Here is a 16,079-nt window from a genome sequence, read left to right on the forward strand (position 1 = left end):
GTATGGAAGGTTATAAAGCTCCACAACGTGACGCCATGTTTGTAACGCATGAGTTGCTAGATTATCAAAATCACTATCAAAAGCTGGGTTTCGATGAAGCGTCTGAAGACTTAGTGTCTGCAATCTTTGCTGAAGCAGCCAAGTTTTCCGAAAACACCCTTGCACCAATTAATGCATCAGGCGATGAAGAAGGGTGTAAGTGGGTTGATGGTGAAGTAACAACGCCAAAAGGGTTTAAAGAAGCTTACCAGACCTACGTTGAGGGTGGTTGGCCAAGTATGTCTCACCCAGAAGAGTTCGGTGGTCAAGCGCTACCTTATTCGTTGTCCTCTATTATCGCTGAGTGGTTCTCTGGTGCTAACCACTCGTGGGCTATGTACCCAGGCCTAAGTCAAGGCTGTATGGAAACGCTAAAAGCTCACGGCACAGAACTGCAGCAAAAAATGTTTCTTGAAAAACTGGTTAGCGGTGAGTGGACAGGCACAATGTGTCTGACTGAAGCACACTGTGGCTCAGACTTAGGTATGCTTAAATGCCGTGCCGAGCCTCAAGAAGATGGCAGCTACAGCTTAACAGGCACGAAAATTTTTATCTCTGCCGGTGAGCACGATATGTCTGAGAATATCGTTCACATCGTGTTGGCGCGCTTACCTGATGCGCCAGAGGGTACAAAAGGTATTTCGCTGTTTGTTGTACCAAAATTTAACGTTTCTGAAGATGGTGAAAAACAAGACCGAAACGCGGTAGCCTGTGGCAGTATTGAACATAAGATGGGTATTAAAGCTAGTGCTACCTGTGTTATCAACTTTGATGGTGCTAAGGGCTTCTTAATTGGTCCACCTAACCGTGGTCTAAACTGCATGTTCACCTTCATGAATACCGCGCGTATTGGTACTGGACTAGAAGGTCTTGCTGCATCTGAAGCTTCTTTCCAAGGTGCATTGCGCTACGCGAAAGACCGCATTCAGTTTCGCTCATTAACGGGGCGTAAAAACCCTGATGGCCCTGCTGACCCAATAATTGTGCACCCTGATGTGCGCCGTATGCTACTAACACAAAAAGCGTTTGCTGAAGGCAACCGAGCGTTAGCGGCGTACTGCATGCAAATGGTTGATGTCACGCTCTACGGCGATGATGCAGCAGAAAAGCAGGTCGCAGAAGCTAAACTTGCTTTCTTAACGCCTATTGTTAAAGCGTTTTTGACCGAAACGGCTCAAGAAGCAACTAGCTATGGCATGCAGGTTTACGGCGGTCATGGCTTTATTAAAGAATGGGGTATGGAGCAGCTGGCGCGGGATACACGCATTTGTACCATGTACGAAGGGACCACTGGTATTCAAGCAGTAGACCTGCTGGGACGTAAAGTGATGGGGTCTAACGGTGAGCTGCTTAATGTATTTGTACAAGAAGTACGCGACTACTGTAACTCACTTCGCGACAACGCGCAGTTTAGCGCTTGGACGAATGCTCTGAACTCTCACCTTGATGAGTGGCAACAAATTACCATGGATATTGGTAAAGCTGCGGCGTCAAACCCTGATGAGATTGGTGCAGCATCTGTTGACTACCTAATGTACTCGGGCTACGTAACCGTGGCTTACTTCTGGCTTAAAATGGCGGTGAAGGCGCAAGAGCAACTTGATGCGGGTAGTACAGAAACTGAGTTCTACAAAAGCAAGATCCTAACAACAGGGTTCTATTTTGACCGCTTGTTGACACGCACTCGCTCACTGGTTTCTGCAATGCAGTCAGGCGCTGACAACCTAATGTCTATGCCAGAGAGTATGTTTGCCATAGAGTAACCACATAAAGTTGAAACAAGTGCGCTAATATCAAACGCACTAAAGGCCGAGAAAACAACCTAGCCGAGAGAATGATTGAACTATTGATCATTGGCTATGTTGGTTTACTCGGCCTTTTTTGTTTTTTAAAGTAACTTAGAGAAAGAGAGCACATTGGTTTTCTCTCAATACTCAAAGGTTGATCATTGCCCAACGCTATTGTTATGGGGAGAGCAGGATGATGCGTTTGATATAAGTGTGTGAGATAGAATTGAACACCATGTACCGCTCATTACAACGTGGTTTAGTTCCAGCGCGTCGCATTGGTTACACGGGGCAAAGCCTGAATGGTTATAAAAAGAAGTGATCGCTTTTATAGAGGCTTAGAAAGGGGTGAGGCCCCTAAAAGGGGCCTCCAGTGCGGCGTCCTGCCGCTACCATGTTGAACTGCTGTATCACATGGTGTGATTAATTTTTTGTATTAAATTCTGCCGTCAAGTTCAGCTGAAATAGGTGAGCTTTGTAGACCTTGCTCTGCAATCCAAGCTTGTAGCGTTTTGCCGTCTGACTCTGGCTGAGCTAAGTCTTTACTCGGCATTTTCTTTACAAGCAGAGTACCTACTTCAACTGCATTATTTGTGATCGCTGTGCGAATAAGGCTTTGACCATTGCATGAAATACCCGAGTAGTAGTCGCGAAGTTTAAGTTTGTAGTCTGACTGAACGCTACGCATTTTCTTTCGAAGTTCACCCTTGTCATCTGCCTGAACAATAGTACAGATGTTCGCAAGTGCTTCGTTGATGTCATTAGCCTGAGCTGCGTTAGAAAAAGCTAAAGTAGATGCCGCAATTACTAGAGAAGTTTTAACGATTTTCAACATGGTTAAATTCCTTCGTTTGTTGTTATTAAGATTATGTTTGTTCGTTGAGATGTATTAAACCTGAATCTAAGTTGCTGAAAAACATATTGTAAAATAACAGGGTATACCAAAGTATACCTTTCAAATATACGCTTGCTCCTTCGCTACTTATCTAGGTCGACGTTTTTGCTACCAAAGCATCCGTAATAAACATCAAAGGATAAGCTTTAGAGTAAAAAGCAATAAAAAAGGCCCCGTAGCAGTGGGGCCTTAAGCGCAGCATGTGCTGCTACCATGTTGAATTGGTTCACATGGCGTTGTGAAAATGGTATCTAAATTCTGTCGTTAAGCTCCGCCGAAATTGGCGAGCTTTGCAAGCCTTGTTCTGCAATCCACGCTTGTAAGGTTTTACCGTCAGACTCTGGCTGCGTTAGGTCTTTGCTAGGCATTTTTTTCACAAGCAATGTGCCTACTTCCACAGCGTTATTAGTAAGTGCTGTTCGAATAAGACTTTGACCACCGCAAGAAACACCAGCGTAATAGTCGCGTAGTTTCAATTTGAAGTCAGATTGAACGCGGCGCATTTTTTTACGCAGTTCGCTCTTATCGTCAGCTTGTACAATAGTACAGATATTTGCCAAAGCCTCGTTTACATCGTCAGCATGAGCTGTGTTAGAAAAAGCTAGAGTAGAGGCTGCAATTACTAGAGAGGTTTTAACGATTTTCAACATGGTTAAATTCCTTCGTTTGTTTTATTAATCGGTTTGTTTGTTCGGGATTAATTAAAAGACAACCAAAGCGTTTAAAAAATACTCACTGAAATAACTAAGTATGTCGGCTAATACCTTATACTAAAGGTGTAGATGGGTAGGGGAGCGCTATAGCCTTTAGTATTAAAGGTGTTGGCGAGATAGAGGTTTTTGAGTATCAATTGTTGAAGCATCAAATAAAGTGCAAAAAAACAGCGTTTGATGCCGTTTTTTTGCATTTTAACTATGTCGAAAAGCGAATTAGCGCCCAGTTAGTATTAGTAGGTTGGCACTAATAGTACATCAAATTTGTTTGTTTACTCGGTGAGAGGTAGTGTTAAATTTCGAGTAATGCTGATGCTGTTCGCTCCGTTGTGATAAGGCCATTTAAAAACTTAGAGCGAAGTGCGCCCCTAATAGCTTTAAATTTACTATCGCCCGCCGCCACGCCAATAACAGGCTTTTCTGGCGTAGCTTTCAATTTAAAGCTCGTCACTCTTTCATTAATATCGCATTTTATGAGTGCACCTTCTTCATTAAAGACCCAACTTATTATTTCGCCACATGCGCCAGAGTCAGACAATACGCCTAATTCGTCATCGCCGATAAAGCCGTCTTTGTAAAGCGGTGACACGCTACCTAAATTTCCGATACCGACGAAACTAATATCCGCCTGCTCAGCAAGCGCGTGAATACGTGAAATATGCTGTTGTTGCTGCCACACTTCGCGTTCTGACTTACTTGAGGCTATAACTGGTGTGGGCATGGGGTAATGCTGCGCTTTTACTCTATCTGCAACGTGAACGGCAACATCATATCGTGTTGCTTCGCCGTTATCTGCAATATTACCTACTAACGACACTATTTTATGCTGGGGACAATGAAGAATAGATAGTTCATCTGCACATGCTCGAAGAACGCGTCCTGTGCCAAAAGCAATAGTTTGTGGCGTATCAAATTTAAGGGCACGCTCTATGGCGGCAGCGCCTGCTTGGCCGAGTCCCTGTGTGGAATTAGGATCGTCGTCGACGTTGGGTACCACTTCGCAAAATGTAAGCCCGAACTTTTCTTTAATACCTTGCGCCAACTCCATGCATCTGGCTATGGGATGTTCTAAACGCACCTTCACCAAGCCTTCTGACATAGATAACGCCACAAGGCGCTGAGCGCTCTGGCGTGACGTGTTAAGGGTCTTCGCAATTTCGTCTTGTGTTTTGCCCCCAACGTAATACATCCATCCTGCTCTTGCGGCTTCGTCTAGTTTGTTGAGTTCGTTTTGTGCTTTCTTACTCATTTATTTTTCTCGCGTCGAAAATGTCAGGGAGAAGAGAATGAATTTCGTCCCATGAATTGAGAGATTTGCTGTCATTTGGAATATCAGCTTTTATATCGTTATGTAAATGTGCACCACCGGTAAAATGAAGGCAGGACATCTTGGCGGCTACTGCTGCGGCTAAACCGGGCTGAGAGTCTTCAATAACTAAGCAGTTTTCAGGTTTTATACCCATCGTTGCCGCCGCATGTAAAAACAAATCTGGTGCTGGTTTACCGTTCTCTACCATAGAGCGCGTGAAAATACGCCCCTCAAAATAAGAGAAAAGGCCGGTGCTTTTTAACGCTTTAGTCGTTCTTTCGGGAGAACTGCTTGTGGCAACACAATAGGGAATGCGGCGGGCATCAAGGTTTGCTAATACGTTATTGATGCCTGGTGTCCTTCGCAATGAGTGCTCAAACTTTTCATAGAGCAGAGCGTGAAAGTTCTTTTTAACCACGTCAGTTAACTTAAAGCAAAAGTCCGTTTTTAGTATCTTTTCTACGTGTTCTACGCTTTTACCAAGAAAGTGAGCGATAAAGAACTGCTTCGATAAAGAAATGTTATAGTCCGCTAGAATTTCCTGCCACGCTTCCATAGACAGCACTTCGCTATCAATGAGTACACCGTCACAATCAAAGATCACTAACTTTACGGTAGTTGTTTGCAAAGGTTACTTTTCCTCATATCAAAAACACCAGTTATACGAAGACTTCACTACCAAAAGGAAAAGAACATACCATCAAATTGGCAATGACATAATAAAACGGCGTGTACAATTGCCTAAGTGTAAAGTAATTGGTGCTTTGCTTTCTACCTTTTAAAACACTTTAGTAAAGAGCATATTGAAAGCGTATCTTTAATATTCAATTTATTAACAATTGCTGCTTCGCCAATATCCCGTAAGTTCAAAGGATTAGCGTTTTAATAGCGCTTTATTGGCGAAAAAATAGCAAATAATATTGTGTTAAATTTGTACTTACATCGCACTTTGTTTTGTTAATAGGTATTTACAATTCCATTTCCATGTGCAAATATCTACCGAAATGAGATATGTCCCATATAGTGAGCGAATGCTCAAAAGTGATTTTTAATAAGGGACGGCCACCTACAACAAGAGATTTGAAGATGAAGTCAACGTCGAGCGATATTGATATTTCACAGGTAAGCGATGAGCAACTCCCTGTTGCTAAACATAAATTAAAGGGATGGAAGCATTTCATGGGCTTGTATGCCGGTGAACATGTTGCCGCAACAGAATTTGTTTTCGGTGCAACGTTTGTCGCCCTAGGCGCCACCATGACCGACATCTTGTTAGGCTTACTTATTGGTAACCTACTGGCGGTTTTAAGCTGGACACTTATCACTACACCTATAGCTGTTGAAACCCGTCTAAGCTTGTACTCCTATCTTCAGAAGATAGCGGGCGATTCGATGACAAAGCTCTATAACTGGGCGAATGTGATCATATTCACTGTAATATCTGCTGCGATGATCACAGTATCGGCAACGGCGGTGCGCTTTGCATTAAATATTCCTGCCCAGTTGAACTGGTACCCGACTAACTTAGCCTTTGTTGCTGTAGTGCTAGCAGTAGGGGTTATCGTTGTGTTTGTTGCCATGTACGGGTTTAACGCCGTATCTGACTTCTCCCGCATTTGTGCACCTTGGCTGTTCACTATGTTCATCTGTGGTCCACTTATTCTTATGCCTGCACTAGCAGAATCTGTAATAGGGCAAACGTTTCTAACATCGTGGAACGACTTTATGCACATCGGCAGCACGTCGGTATGGACGGGGTTAACACAAAGCGGTGAACCAGGGATTGGTTTATTAGAAGTTATTGGCTTCTCTTGGGCAGCGAATACCATTACGCATTTTGGTCTTATTGATATGGCGCTACTTCGATTTGCAAAGCGTAAGCGCTACGGCCTTTGCACATCAGCAGGTATGTTGTTTGGTCATTATATCGCATGGATTTCAGCGGGTATCATGGGCGCTGGAACCGCGGTTATCGTTCAAAAATCTATTGTTGAACTCGACCCAGGCGATGTTGCTTTCCACGCGCTAGGTCTATCAGGTCTTGTTATTGTTATCGTTGCAGGTTGGACTACCGCAAATGCTAACCTTTATCGTGCCGGGCTTGCTGCACAAGCCATCTTCAAAGATAAGTCACGTACCAAAACCACTGCCGTTGTTGGTATGATTACGGTGGCCATTGCTTGCTTCCCATTTGTATTTACCAAGTTACTACCGCTGCTAACTTATGCTGGGCTACTTGTTGTTCCAGTGGGTGCAATAGTATTCGCTGAGCATATGATTTTCCCTCGAATTGGGTATACACGCTACTGGGCACATTATCAAAGTCTTACTCATAGCACGCCAGCTGTAGCAAGCTGGGGCTTAGGTCTTGTGTTCGGCTTTGGTTTAAATGCTTTAAATGTAATTTCATTCTATTACCTGTTTATACCAACCTGGTTCTTTACTATTGCGGTATATACTGCGCTTGCAGCCAAGTACGGCGCAAAACAGTCATACCCAGAGCAGGAAGCGCAGGTAGAGGCTTTCGATGCACGCGTTGAAGCGCATCAACAGCAAGAAGCCGCGTTAGAAAACGACCACGTTGAAGATATCAGCGCTGTAACCAAGCTATTGCGCCTTACTTCTGTAGCTAGCCTACTTGTGTCCATCGCGCTAGCAATTAAAACTTTTTCTCTTAGTGACACGCTTGCCGTGTACGAATCGAACCGCGATCTATTTTTTAATATTGGGTTCGCGTGCACCGTTATCTATTTCGTTACTGCGTATTGGGCGATGCGTCGCCAAAAAGCGCTTCAAAGCTAATAAGGTTTTTATGCAATCTCAAACGTCTATTTTATTAAACAAAGCTAATTTACCGTCGTTGCCGGCAGGTATTCAGCGCCCAGCCTACGATGTGGAGAATGTTCAAACAGGTATCGTTCACATTGGGGTAGGCGGCTTTCATCGTGCACATGAAGCTATGTACGTAGACAGGCTGATGGCAAAAACCGGCGATTTGTCTTGGGGCATTTGTGGCGTGGGTCTTCGCGAGAACGACCGCGCAATGAAAAAAGTGTTCGATGAGCAAGATAACCTGTACACCTTAGTTGAAAAACATAATGACGGCTCACGCGTTGCGTCAGTTATAGGTGCAATGACAGGGTTTATGATGGCAACGGATAACCCTCAAGCTGTTATTGATAAAATGTCTGAGCCTGAAGTGCGCATTGTTTCTTTAACTATCACAGAAGGTGGTTATAACTTTGATGCGTCTACAGGGGAGTTTATTACCACTAACCCAGACGTTATTCATGACATTGAAAACCCCAAAAATCCAAAACTAGTGTTTGGTTATTTGGTTGCTGCTATTAAAAAGCGTAAAGAAAACAATGTTAAGCCATTTACTGTTATGTCGTGCGACAACATTCAGCACAACGGTCATGTGCTGAAAAAGATGTTGCTAGCTTACATCGAACTATTCGACCAAGCGTTAGCCCAATGGGTTAACGAGAATGTTAGCTTCCCTAACTCTATGGTAGACAGAATTACGCCTGCTACGACAAACGAAGATATTGTTTCTTTAAAAGCGCAGGGTATTGAAGATAGCTGGCCGGTAGTATGTGAGCCTTTCGATCAGTGGGTTATTGAAGATGATTTTTGCAACACTAAGCCACAGTTTGACGAAGTGGGCGCACAGTTTGTTAGCGATGTAGCCCCTTATGAAAAGTTGAAGCTACGCATGCTAAACGCCGGGCATTCAGTACTAGGACTAGTGGGTTCAGTTGCCGGTCTTGATACTATCCATGAGAGTGTAGAAGCTGCGCAGTTAAAGCAGCTATTGTCTATCTTTATGGAAAAAGAAGTGATGCCAACCCTAGACCAGGTTGAAGGCATTGATGTATTTGATTATCGCGACACGTTAATCTCTCGCTTTTCAAATCCGTTTATCAAGGATACCTTGGCACGTATTTGCTTAGAAAGTTCAGCCAAACTGCCAGTATTCTTGTTGCCTACGGTACGCGACAACTTAGTAGCTGGTCGCGATGTAAGTATTAGTGCCTTCGTCGTTGCGTGTTGGTCGTATTATTCTGATAAACACGCGTCTCAAGACGGAAAGCCGCTAGAAATCAACGATGTATTGTCTGATACACTTCATCAAGCTGCTCAGCAAAACGAAACGGACAGCTTAAACTTCTTGAAGTTAGAAGAAGTGTTTGGTGAGCTTGCTCAGCAAGAAAAATTTGCTGATGTTTATAAGGCATTCCTTGAGCGAATTTATCGAAATGAACCTGTACTTTCGATAAGCGAAGCAATTTCTGAAGAAAAGCTAGCGGTGGCTAAGGCCAGTTAGGTATAAGTTACTCGTAAATAAACAAAAGGAGAGTAAATATTAACTCTCCTTTTTTTTTAATGTTAAAAAGAAAAAAGCGACCCGGAGGTCGCTTCTTAAAGTGCAGATTTCTCTGCAACCATGTTGAACTGGTTCACATGGCGTGAAATTGTCTTACAGTCGCTCTTGAAGCACCGCTGCGATTGGGCTGTCTTGCAAGCCGTTCTCCGCAACCCAAGCTTGTAAGGTTTTGCCGTCTGCTTCGGGGGCTTTTAAGTCGCTTTTCGGCATCTTTTTAACCAACAACTCTCCGGCTTCCACAGCATTATTAAGCATCGCAGTACGGATCAGGCTATTACCACTGCAGCTAACACCCGAATAGTAGTCTTTTAGTTTCATTCGATAGTCAGACTGAACGGCGCGCATCTTCTTTCTTAATTCGCCTTTATCGTCCGCCTGCACAATGGTGCATATATTTGCTAATGCTTCGCTAACGTCAGCGTGTGCTACTGATGACACGCAGAAAGTACCAGCGATAACAAGAGAAGCTTTAACTATTTTCAACATGGCTAATTCCTCAAGTAAATTTAATAGTTGTTTTCGTTGAGATGATTAAACGATAAAGATGAATTAAGAAAAATACATTAGCTAATACTTTGGTATATATCTTTATATCAAAAGGGGGCGAAAGCTTTATTTGATAACCCTAGGCGAGCTTTAATTGCTAACACAAAAAACCTCAGGTAGTCGTTAACCAAAAGACGGATAAGTTTCATGAGACTCGTTTTATAGTGTATTTGTTATGTTATACTGTAACATGTCGCTTTTGGTTATTTGCATTTAATAAAGTGTAAACAGGGAATAACGTTCGTCGCTATTAGATTGAGGATAGAATGGATCAACGATTTCAAAACTTGCTTGCTATAGCTCAGGATAAATGTGAGGGAGACGGACTGCGCTTAACACAGAAGCGCAAGCAGGTACTTAATATATTAATTGAAGCGTCGTCTCCACTGTCGGCCTATGAAATAAAAGATTTGTATGCAAAGCGGCATGACGAAAATATCAAACCAATGACTATTTACCGAGCGCTTGAATTCCTGTCAGAGGCAAACTTAGTTCACAAACTTAATCTCAACAATAAGTATATAGGATGTGCTCGTGCTAAATGCTGTGAACACCACGGGTATTCGCAGTTTTTAATTTGCGTTCGCTGTGGCGCAGTTGAAGAGTCTATTGTAGACCCTGTTGTTTATGAACATCTTGTCCAGCAAGCGCAAGCGTTGCAATGCGAGATTATAACGCCTCACCTAGAAGTCGCGTGTATTTGCGCACGTTGCCAATAATCCCCAATTTTAATTGTTTTATACGAAGGGACTTATGAAGATCATAATCAATAATGCTTCAACCACACCCCATCTGTTGGGGCGAAATGGCCACGACCTTATCACTATTTCACTCGCTATCGAAAAGGGCAAAATTGTTCAGATTTCAGAATGTCCATTACCCGCGCCACAAGGAACTTCTACCGAAAAAAATTCTGAAAAAGTAATAGATGCAACGGGTTTATTCCTCTCCCCAGGTTTGCTTGACCCCCAAGTACACTTTAGAGAGCCAGGCATGGAGTACAAAGAAGATATTGCCTCCGGAAGCCGCGCAGCAGTAAAAGGCGGCTTTACTTCGGTAGTATCGATGCCAAATACAACGCCCACCGCTGATAATGTAGATACAGTAGCCTTTATGGTCGAAAAAGCCAGCACGACGGGGCTGTGTAAAGTTTATCCCACAGGGGCGCTCTCAAAGGGGTTAGAAGGGAAAGAGATAACAGATTTTGAAACTTTACAGGCTGCTGGCGCCGTTGCCATTACTGACGATGGTAAAGGCGTTCAAAATAATAGCTTGTTTAAGCAGGCACTTATCAACGCCAAAGCGCTTGGGATGCCTGTACTCGATCATAGCGAAGATGAAAGCTTATCAAACGGCGGCGCTATCCACGAAGGAGACGTATCTAGAATACATAATGTAAAGGGAATTAAGGCATCCTCAGAGTCGGTACATGTGAAGCGGGGATGTGAATACAGTCTAGAAACAGGTGGGCATTATCACGTTTTACACGTTTCTACCGCTGACTCAATAGAGGCTATTAGACAGGCAAAAGCACAAGGGGCTAATGTAACTGTAGAGGTTTCACCCCATCACTTATTGCTTTGCGATGAAGATATACCCGTTAAGGCTGATGGTACGCTTGACGCGAATTGGAAAATGAACCCGCCTCTTCGTTCTAAACGCGATATGCTTGCGTGTCGAGAAGCGTTATCAGAAGGGGTAATAGATGCTATTGCAACTGACCACGCTCCTCACGCGCCGCATGAAAAAGCTTTGCCTATTGAGAAAGCGCCCTTTGGTATTATAGGGCTAGAGACCGCATTTGCGCTTATCTACACGCATTTTGTCAAAACAGGAAAGCTTAATTTAAATACTGCTGTTGATCTTATGAGTAAGCAAGCTGGAGCGATATTTAATATTAAATGCGGACGAATTGAAGAAGGCGCAGATGCAGACTTAGCGCTATTTGATTTAAATACGCCGTTTACAGTAACGCCTTCATTTTTTGCTTCAAAGTCACAAAACTCGCCCTTTATCAACGAAACCTTGTATGGCGAAACATACTATACGCTGGTAAACGGAGAGGTAAAATATACAAGGCCTTAAGCCACGTCTGTTGAGCGGATGATTAGCCGGCTTGTACACAGGCGGCTAATTCATCATCCCAGTCGGTATTAACGTTAGCAGCAATAATTTCAATTTTACTTTCAGCACATTCACTTAGCTCACTTTCAACTAAGTCGCCGTCTGCAAGGTTATAGCTAAATATGCCTGTGCTTGTGATCATTACCGCTTTTAAGCGTTCTACTTCTAGCTTATTTATCCAGGCTAATAGCGCATCTCTATCGAATTCTATGGAGGGGGAGTAGCGCCATCCCACAGCTTTAAAACCTTCCCCTTCATTTTCGATTTTTAAAAAGCCTGAATCTGGAAAAGGTCGTTCGTTAATTGAAGGTGAAGGCTCGCTATTGTGGTGATGGTGGGCATGTGCATTCATTTCTACAAGCGCATCCGATTTTCCCTGTAATACAGTAAAAGGTATTTCTCCATGTTCGCAAAGTACGATAGGTATGTTCTGCTTGCCTCTATTAACCGCATAGTGCGTTAAGTTTTCTTCTTCATTTTGCCCGTACAAATCGCATTTATTTCCTACAATGACATCGGCAATATCAATTTGCTGATTAAACGTGGCATGCGTGGTATAGCGATGGTCGGTTAGCTTTCTTGCATCAACTAACGTGATAGTACGTTGAATATCCAGCACGTCTTGATAGTGTTCAGCGCTTAAGGTTTGCATAACTTCTACAGGGTGTCCTAATCCAGTAGGTTCAATCAGTAAACGGTCGGGTTTAGACTGGGCGAGCAATTGATTTAATGCTATTTGCATAGGTAAGCCTGCAGCGCAGCACATACAGCCGCCGGGCACCTCTTTAATAAATACTTTCTGCGCATTTTCTGAGATGGAAGTAGGCTTTCCAGTTTGCATACCTTGCACAAGCGCACCATCAATACCTATCTCGCCAAACTCGTTAATTAGAATGGCCCAACGCTCGTTTGAAGGTTTTTGCTTTAACAAGTGTAGTAGAGCGGATGTTTTTCCCACACCTAGAAAGCCCGTGATGATGTTGGTAGGTACTGCTTTAATCATATTTATGGTTGCTCTTACTATACGATACGTTATTGAAATATAGCGCTATAGGCTATCACACCAATAGGCATAGCCCTATAATACAAATTGGATATATTATATTATAACAATTGTAGGCCGTGCATGGCCAGTTTGACATGTTGTTTCGTCATTGATTTACCCGTTTTAACAAGGAAATTAAGGTAGTGACTCTCCCCGCCCTAAAATCTGATTCAAATTTAGCTATTCAGTACCGCGCATTCATTGAAAACCTAAGAGCGAGTGAGTTTACCGGTGATATTGAAACTAGCTATAGTGCCCGCGTAGCGCAAGCCACTGACAATTCCGTTTATTATAAGCTGCCCCAAGCCGTAATTTACCCTAGAAGTAACGAAGACTGTCAGCTTATCGGGCAATTAGCGGCTAAGTACCCTGACGTGTCGTTTGCTCCTAGGGGCGGAGGCACAGGTACCAACGGACAAAGCCTCACCGATGGTATTGTGGTAGATATTCGTCGCTATCTAAATAAAGTGATTGAGCTAAATGTGGAAGAAGGCTGGGTGAGAGTACAAACAGGGATAGTTAAGGACTCCCTTAACGATGTTTTACGCCCCCATGGCCTATTTTTTTCACCAGACCTTTCTACTAGCAACCGAGCCACATTAGGCGGAATGATAAGTACTGATGCATCAGGGCAGGGGTCGCTTGTTTACGGTAAGACAAGCGACCACGTTATTGCACTTAAAGCAGTGCTAGTTAACGGTGAGGTCATTGAAACAACTAAAATATCCACAGAAATGGCAAAGCGAAAAGCCAATGAAAATACTGCGGAAGGTGCTATCTACAAACAAGCTATAGATACCTGCGTAAATTATAAGGACGAGGTGGAGCGTACTTTTCCAAAACTAAATCGCTTTTTAACAGGGTATGACTTAGCGCACGTATACGATGGTCACCACATCGATATAGGAAGGTTGATAACAGGTGCTGAAGGGTCTTTGGCGTTTGTCACTGAAGCGGTATTAACACTAGATAAGATAGCGCCGGTTAAGGCACTGATAAATATTTCCTACCGCTCATTCGATGCCGCGCTGAGGCATGCTCCGCAATTGGTTGAGGCGAATGCGACGAGTGTGGAAACGATTGATAGCACAGTACTTAACTTTGCCAAAACGGACATAGTTTGGCACGACATACAACACTTGATCACCGACGTTCCCGACGAAGCGCTACTGGGTCTAAATCTAGTGGAATTTAACGCCAGCTCGATAGAGGAAATGAAGGGCCACATTGATTGCCTTGAAGCCGCTATTGAAGATGCGATAAAACAAGGTGAAGGGAATATTTCAGGCTACAGAATTACTTATGACAAGGCTGATATTCAACGTATTTACGCAATGCGCAAAAAGGCAGTGGGTTTATTAGGTAAGGTTAAAGGTGAACAGAAACCTATCGCTTTTGCTGAAGATACCGCTGTGCCCCCCGAGCATTTAGCTGATTTTATTGCTGAGTTTCGCGCGTTGCTCGACAGTCACAACCTTAACTATGGCATGTTTGGACACGTTGATGCTGGCGTTCTTCATGTAAGGCCTGCCCTTGATTTAGCCGACCCCGAGCAAGAGACGCTTATGCATAATCTTTCAGATAAGGTGGTAAAGCTCGTATCTAAATATGGCGGGCTTATGTGGGGGGAGCACGGCAAAGGCTTTCGTAGCGAGTATGGTCCCGAGTTTTTCGGTGAAACGCTGTTTAATGAAATGCGCAAAATAAAAGCGGCGTTCGACCCTTATAACCAAATGAACCCTGGAAAAATTTGTACGCCGTTGGGCAGTAACGATAAGTTAGTTTCAGTTAAAGCGGTCAAAAGGGCGAGTATCGAGCGGATTATTCCTGTAACGGTTAAACGCGACCTTGCGCCAGCTTTCGAATGCAATGGAAATGGTCTTTGCTTTAACTACGAACCAGCGTCCCCCATGTGCCCTTCAAGTAAAGTAACGTCAGACCGACGTCACACGCCAAAGGGCAGGGCGAGTATGTTAAGGGAGTGGGCGCGACTGCTATCGTTAAGTGGACAAATAGACGAAAAGAATGGTGGTGGATTATCCTACAAGCAGTTTAAAAGTAACGTTTTCTCTCGTTTAAAGAACACGGTATTGACTAGGGACGCTGATTTTTCTCATGAAGTTAAAGCCGTGATGGACGGCTGTTTATCGTGTAAGTCCTGCACTCACCAGTGCCCTGTAAATATTGATGTTCCTCACTTCAAATCCATCTTTTTATCTATTTACTACCAGCGTTATATGCGCCCGCTAAAGGATTTACTGGTGGCAAATGTAGAAACGCTTGCGCCCTTAAGTGCTAAAGTACCTAGTCTTTACAACAGGTTACTTCAACACAAATGGGTAACATGGTTTTTAAAGAAGAAAGTGGAGTATGTAGATACACCGCTGTTGTCCTACCCAACGCTCGTTGACAGAGTAAAATCGATTGTAGATACAGGGGATATCGAACAACTAGAACGGCTTGATAACAGTGAGCGGGAAAAATACGTTGCTGTGGTACAAGACCCTTTTACCAGTTTTTATGACGCTAAAAGTGTAGAAAGTCTAATAAAGGTTATTAGTAAAATGGGCCTTAAGCCATTACTTGTGCCCTTTACTCCAAATGGTAAGCCCGCCCATGTAAAAGGCTTTCTAGACAAGTTTGAAAAACAAGCATTAGGTACGGCAAAGCAGCTAAATAAAATACATGAGTTAGGTATTACTATGGTTGGAGCCGACGCATCGTTAGTGTTGTGCTATCGCGACGAGTACCAAAAATTCTTAAAAGATAAGCGCGGAAAGTTTTTCGTTCATACCATTGATGAATGGTTGATAGATGCGTTGCCAAAAAGTTTAAACGCAGATATTAACGGTAGTAACGGGTGTGATAAGAATTTCTCTCTGCTTGCTCACTGCAGCGAGAAAACCGCCATGCCGGATACCACAGCGCGTTGGCAACGCATATTTCAGCATTTAAATGTGAACCTTACTCACAAGCCTGTTGGCTGCTGCGGTATGGCAGGAACCTATGGTCATGAAGCATCACATTTAGAAAGCTCTAAAGCACTTTATACGCTGAGTTGGGCTCCTGTTTTCGCTTGCGCGCAAAAGGAAACACTTAATGAAGTGCTTGTGACTGGATTTTCCTGCCGCAGCCAAGTAGCGCGCTTTGAAGGAAGTAAGCCACGACACCCAATAGAAGTGGTAAACGAATTAATCTAACATCAAAACGCCCCGCGGACACTTCAGGCTG

At 43.5% G+C, this 16,079-nt stretch carries 12 protein-coding genes; 6 read left to right on the top strand and 6 right to left on the bottom strand.

All coding sequences use genetic code 11. From position 1 onward, the window contains the following. The first annotated feature begins 2 nt into the window (after positions 1–2). Complete coding sequence (locus tag IW644_RS03605; RefSeq protein ID WP_179983206.1) at positions 3–1,802, top strand: acyl-CoA dehydrogenase C-terminal domain-containing protein; 1,800 nt, start codon at positions 3–5, stop codon at positions 1,800–1,802. Between the two features lie 460 nt (positions 1,803–2,262). Here the strand turns inward: IW644_RS03605 and IW644_RS03610 are convergent, their stop codons facing one another. The 4 genes from IW644_RS03610 to IW644_RS03625 all read right to left on the bottom strand — a co-directional run bounded on the left by IW644_RS03610 (position 2,263) and on the right by IW644_RS03625 (position 5,371). Next, entirely contained in the window at positions 2,263–2,661 is a 399-nt protein-coding gene (locus tag IW644_RS03610) for a DUF3718 domain-containing protein (protein WP_118495189.1), read from the bottom strand. Between the two features lie 311 nt (positions 2,662–2,972). Beyond that, positions 2,973–3,371, bottom strand: coding sequence for a DUF3718 domain-containing protein (locus tag IW644_RS03615; protein WP_179983207.1), 399 nt, complete (start codon positions 3,369–3,371; stop codon positions 2,973–2,975). Positions 3,372–3,726: 355 nt separating this feature from the next. Continuing rightward, positions 3,727–4,683 (bottom strand): sugar-binding transcriptional regulator, encoded by a 957-nt coding sequence (locus tag IW644_RS03620; RefSeq protein ID WP_269916435.1) that lies wholly within the window; start codon positions 4,681–4,683, stop codon positions 3,727–3,729. Further along, positions 4,676–5,371 carry an HAD family hydrolase gene (locus IW644_RS03625; RefSeq protein ID WP_269916436.1) on the bottom strand — a complete coding sequence of 232 codons (696 nt, stop codon included), beginning with the start codon at positions 5,369–5,371 and terminating at the stop codon, positions 4,676–4,678. Before IW644_RS03625 ends, IW644_RS03620 begins: the two co-directional genes overlap by 8 nt. A gap of 458 nt (positions 5,372–5,829) precedes the next feature. Here IW644_RS03625 and IW644_RS03630 point away from each other — a divergent pair, with 458 nt between their 5' ends. Then, positions 5,830–7,545: a purine-cytosine permease family protein gene (locus IW644_RS03630; RefSeq protein ID WP_269916437.1), complete on the top strand. Its 1,716-nt coding sequence runs from the start codon at positions 5,830–5,832 to the stop codon at positions 7,543–7,545. 10 nt (positions 7,546–7,555) lie between these two features. Beyond that, the gene (locus IW644_RS03635; protein WP_269916438.1) at positions 7,556–9,073 is read left to right on the top strand and encodes a mannitol dehydrogenase family protein; all 1,518 of its coding nucleotides are present in this window, start codon (positions 7,556–7,558) and stop codon (positions 9,071–9,073) included. Between the two features lie 153 nt (positions 9,074–9,226). On the opposite strand, the gene IW644_RS03640 is transcribed toward IW644_RS03635, so the two are convergent. Further along, entirely contained in the window at positions 9,227–9,619 is a 393-nt protein-coding gene (locus IW644_RS03640) for a DUF3718 domain-containing protein (protein WP_269916439.1), read from the bottom strand. Positions 9,620–9,945: 326 nt separating this feature from the next. Between IW644_RS03640 and IW644_RS03645 the strand changes: the two genes are divergently transcribed. Together IW644_RS03645 and IW644_RS03650 are read left to right on the top strand one after the other, a co-directional pair. Beyond that, positions 9,946–10,398 (top strand): Fur family transcriptional regulator, encoded by a 453-nt coding sequence (locus IW644_RS03645; RefSeq protein ID WP_179983213.1) that lies wholly within the window; start codon positions 9,946–9,948, stop codon positions 10,396–10,398. A gap of 34 nt (positions 10,399–10,432) precedes the next feature. Beyond that, positions 10,433–11,764, top strand: coding sequence for a dihydroorotase (locus IW644_RS03650; RefSeq protein ID WP_269916440.1), 1,332 nt, complete (start codon positions 10,433–10,435; stop codon positions 11,762–11,764). A 22-nt stretch (positions 11,765–11,786) separates the two neighbouring features. Here IW644_RS03650 and IW644_RS03655 read toward each other — a convergent pair whose 3' ends face one another. Continuing rightward, positions 11,787–12,806: a CobW family GTP-binding protein gene (locus IW644_RS03655; RefSeq protein WP_269916441.1), complete on the bottom strand. Its 1,020-nt coding sequence runs from the start codon at positions 12,804–12,806 to the stop codon at positions 11,787–11,789. A 185-nt stretch (positions 12,807–12,991) separates the two neighbouring features. On the opposite strand from IW644_RS03655, the gene ydiJ reads away from it, so the two are divergent. Then, positions 12,992–16,048: a D-2-hydroxyglutarate dehydrogenase YdiJ gene (ydiJ, locus tag IW644_RS03660; protein WP_269916442.1), complete on the top strand. Its 3,057-nt coding sequence runs from the start codon at positions 12,992–12,994 to the stop codon at positions 16,046–16,048. The last annotated feature ends 31 nt before the right edge of the window (positions 16,049–16,079 follow it).

Origin of the sequence: Alteromonas sp. PRIM-21 (genome assembly GCF_027563165.1) — a bacterium.
GTDB lineage: Bacteria > Pseudomonadota > Gammaproteobacteria > Enterobacterales > Alteromonadaceae > Alteromonas > Alteromonas macleodii_A.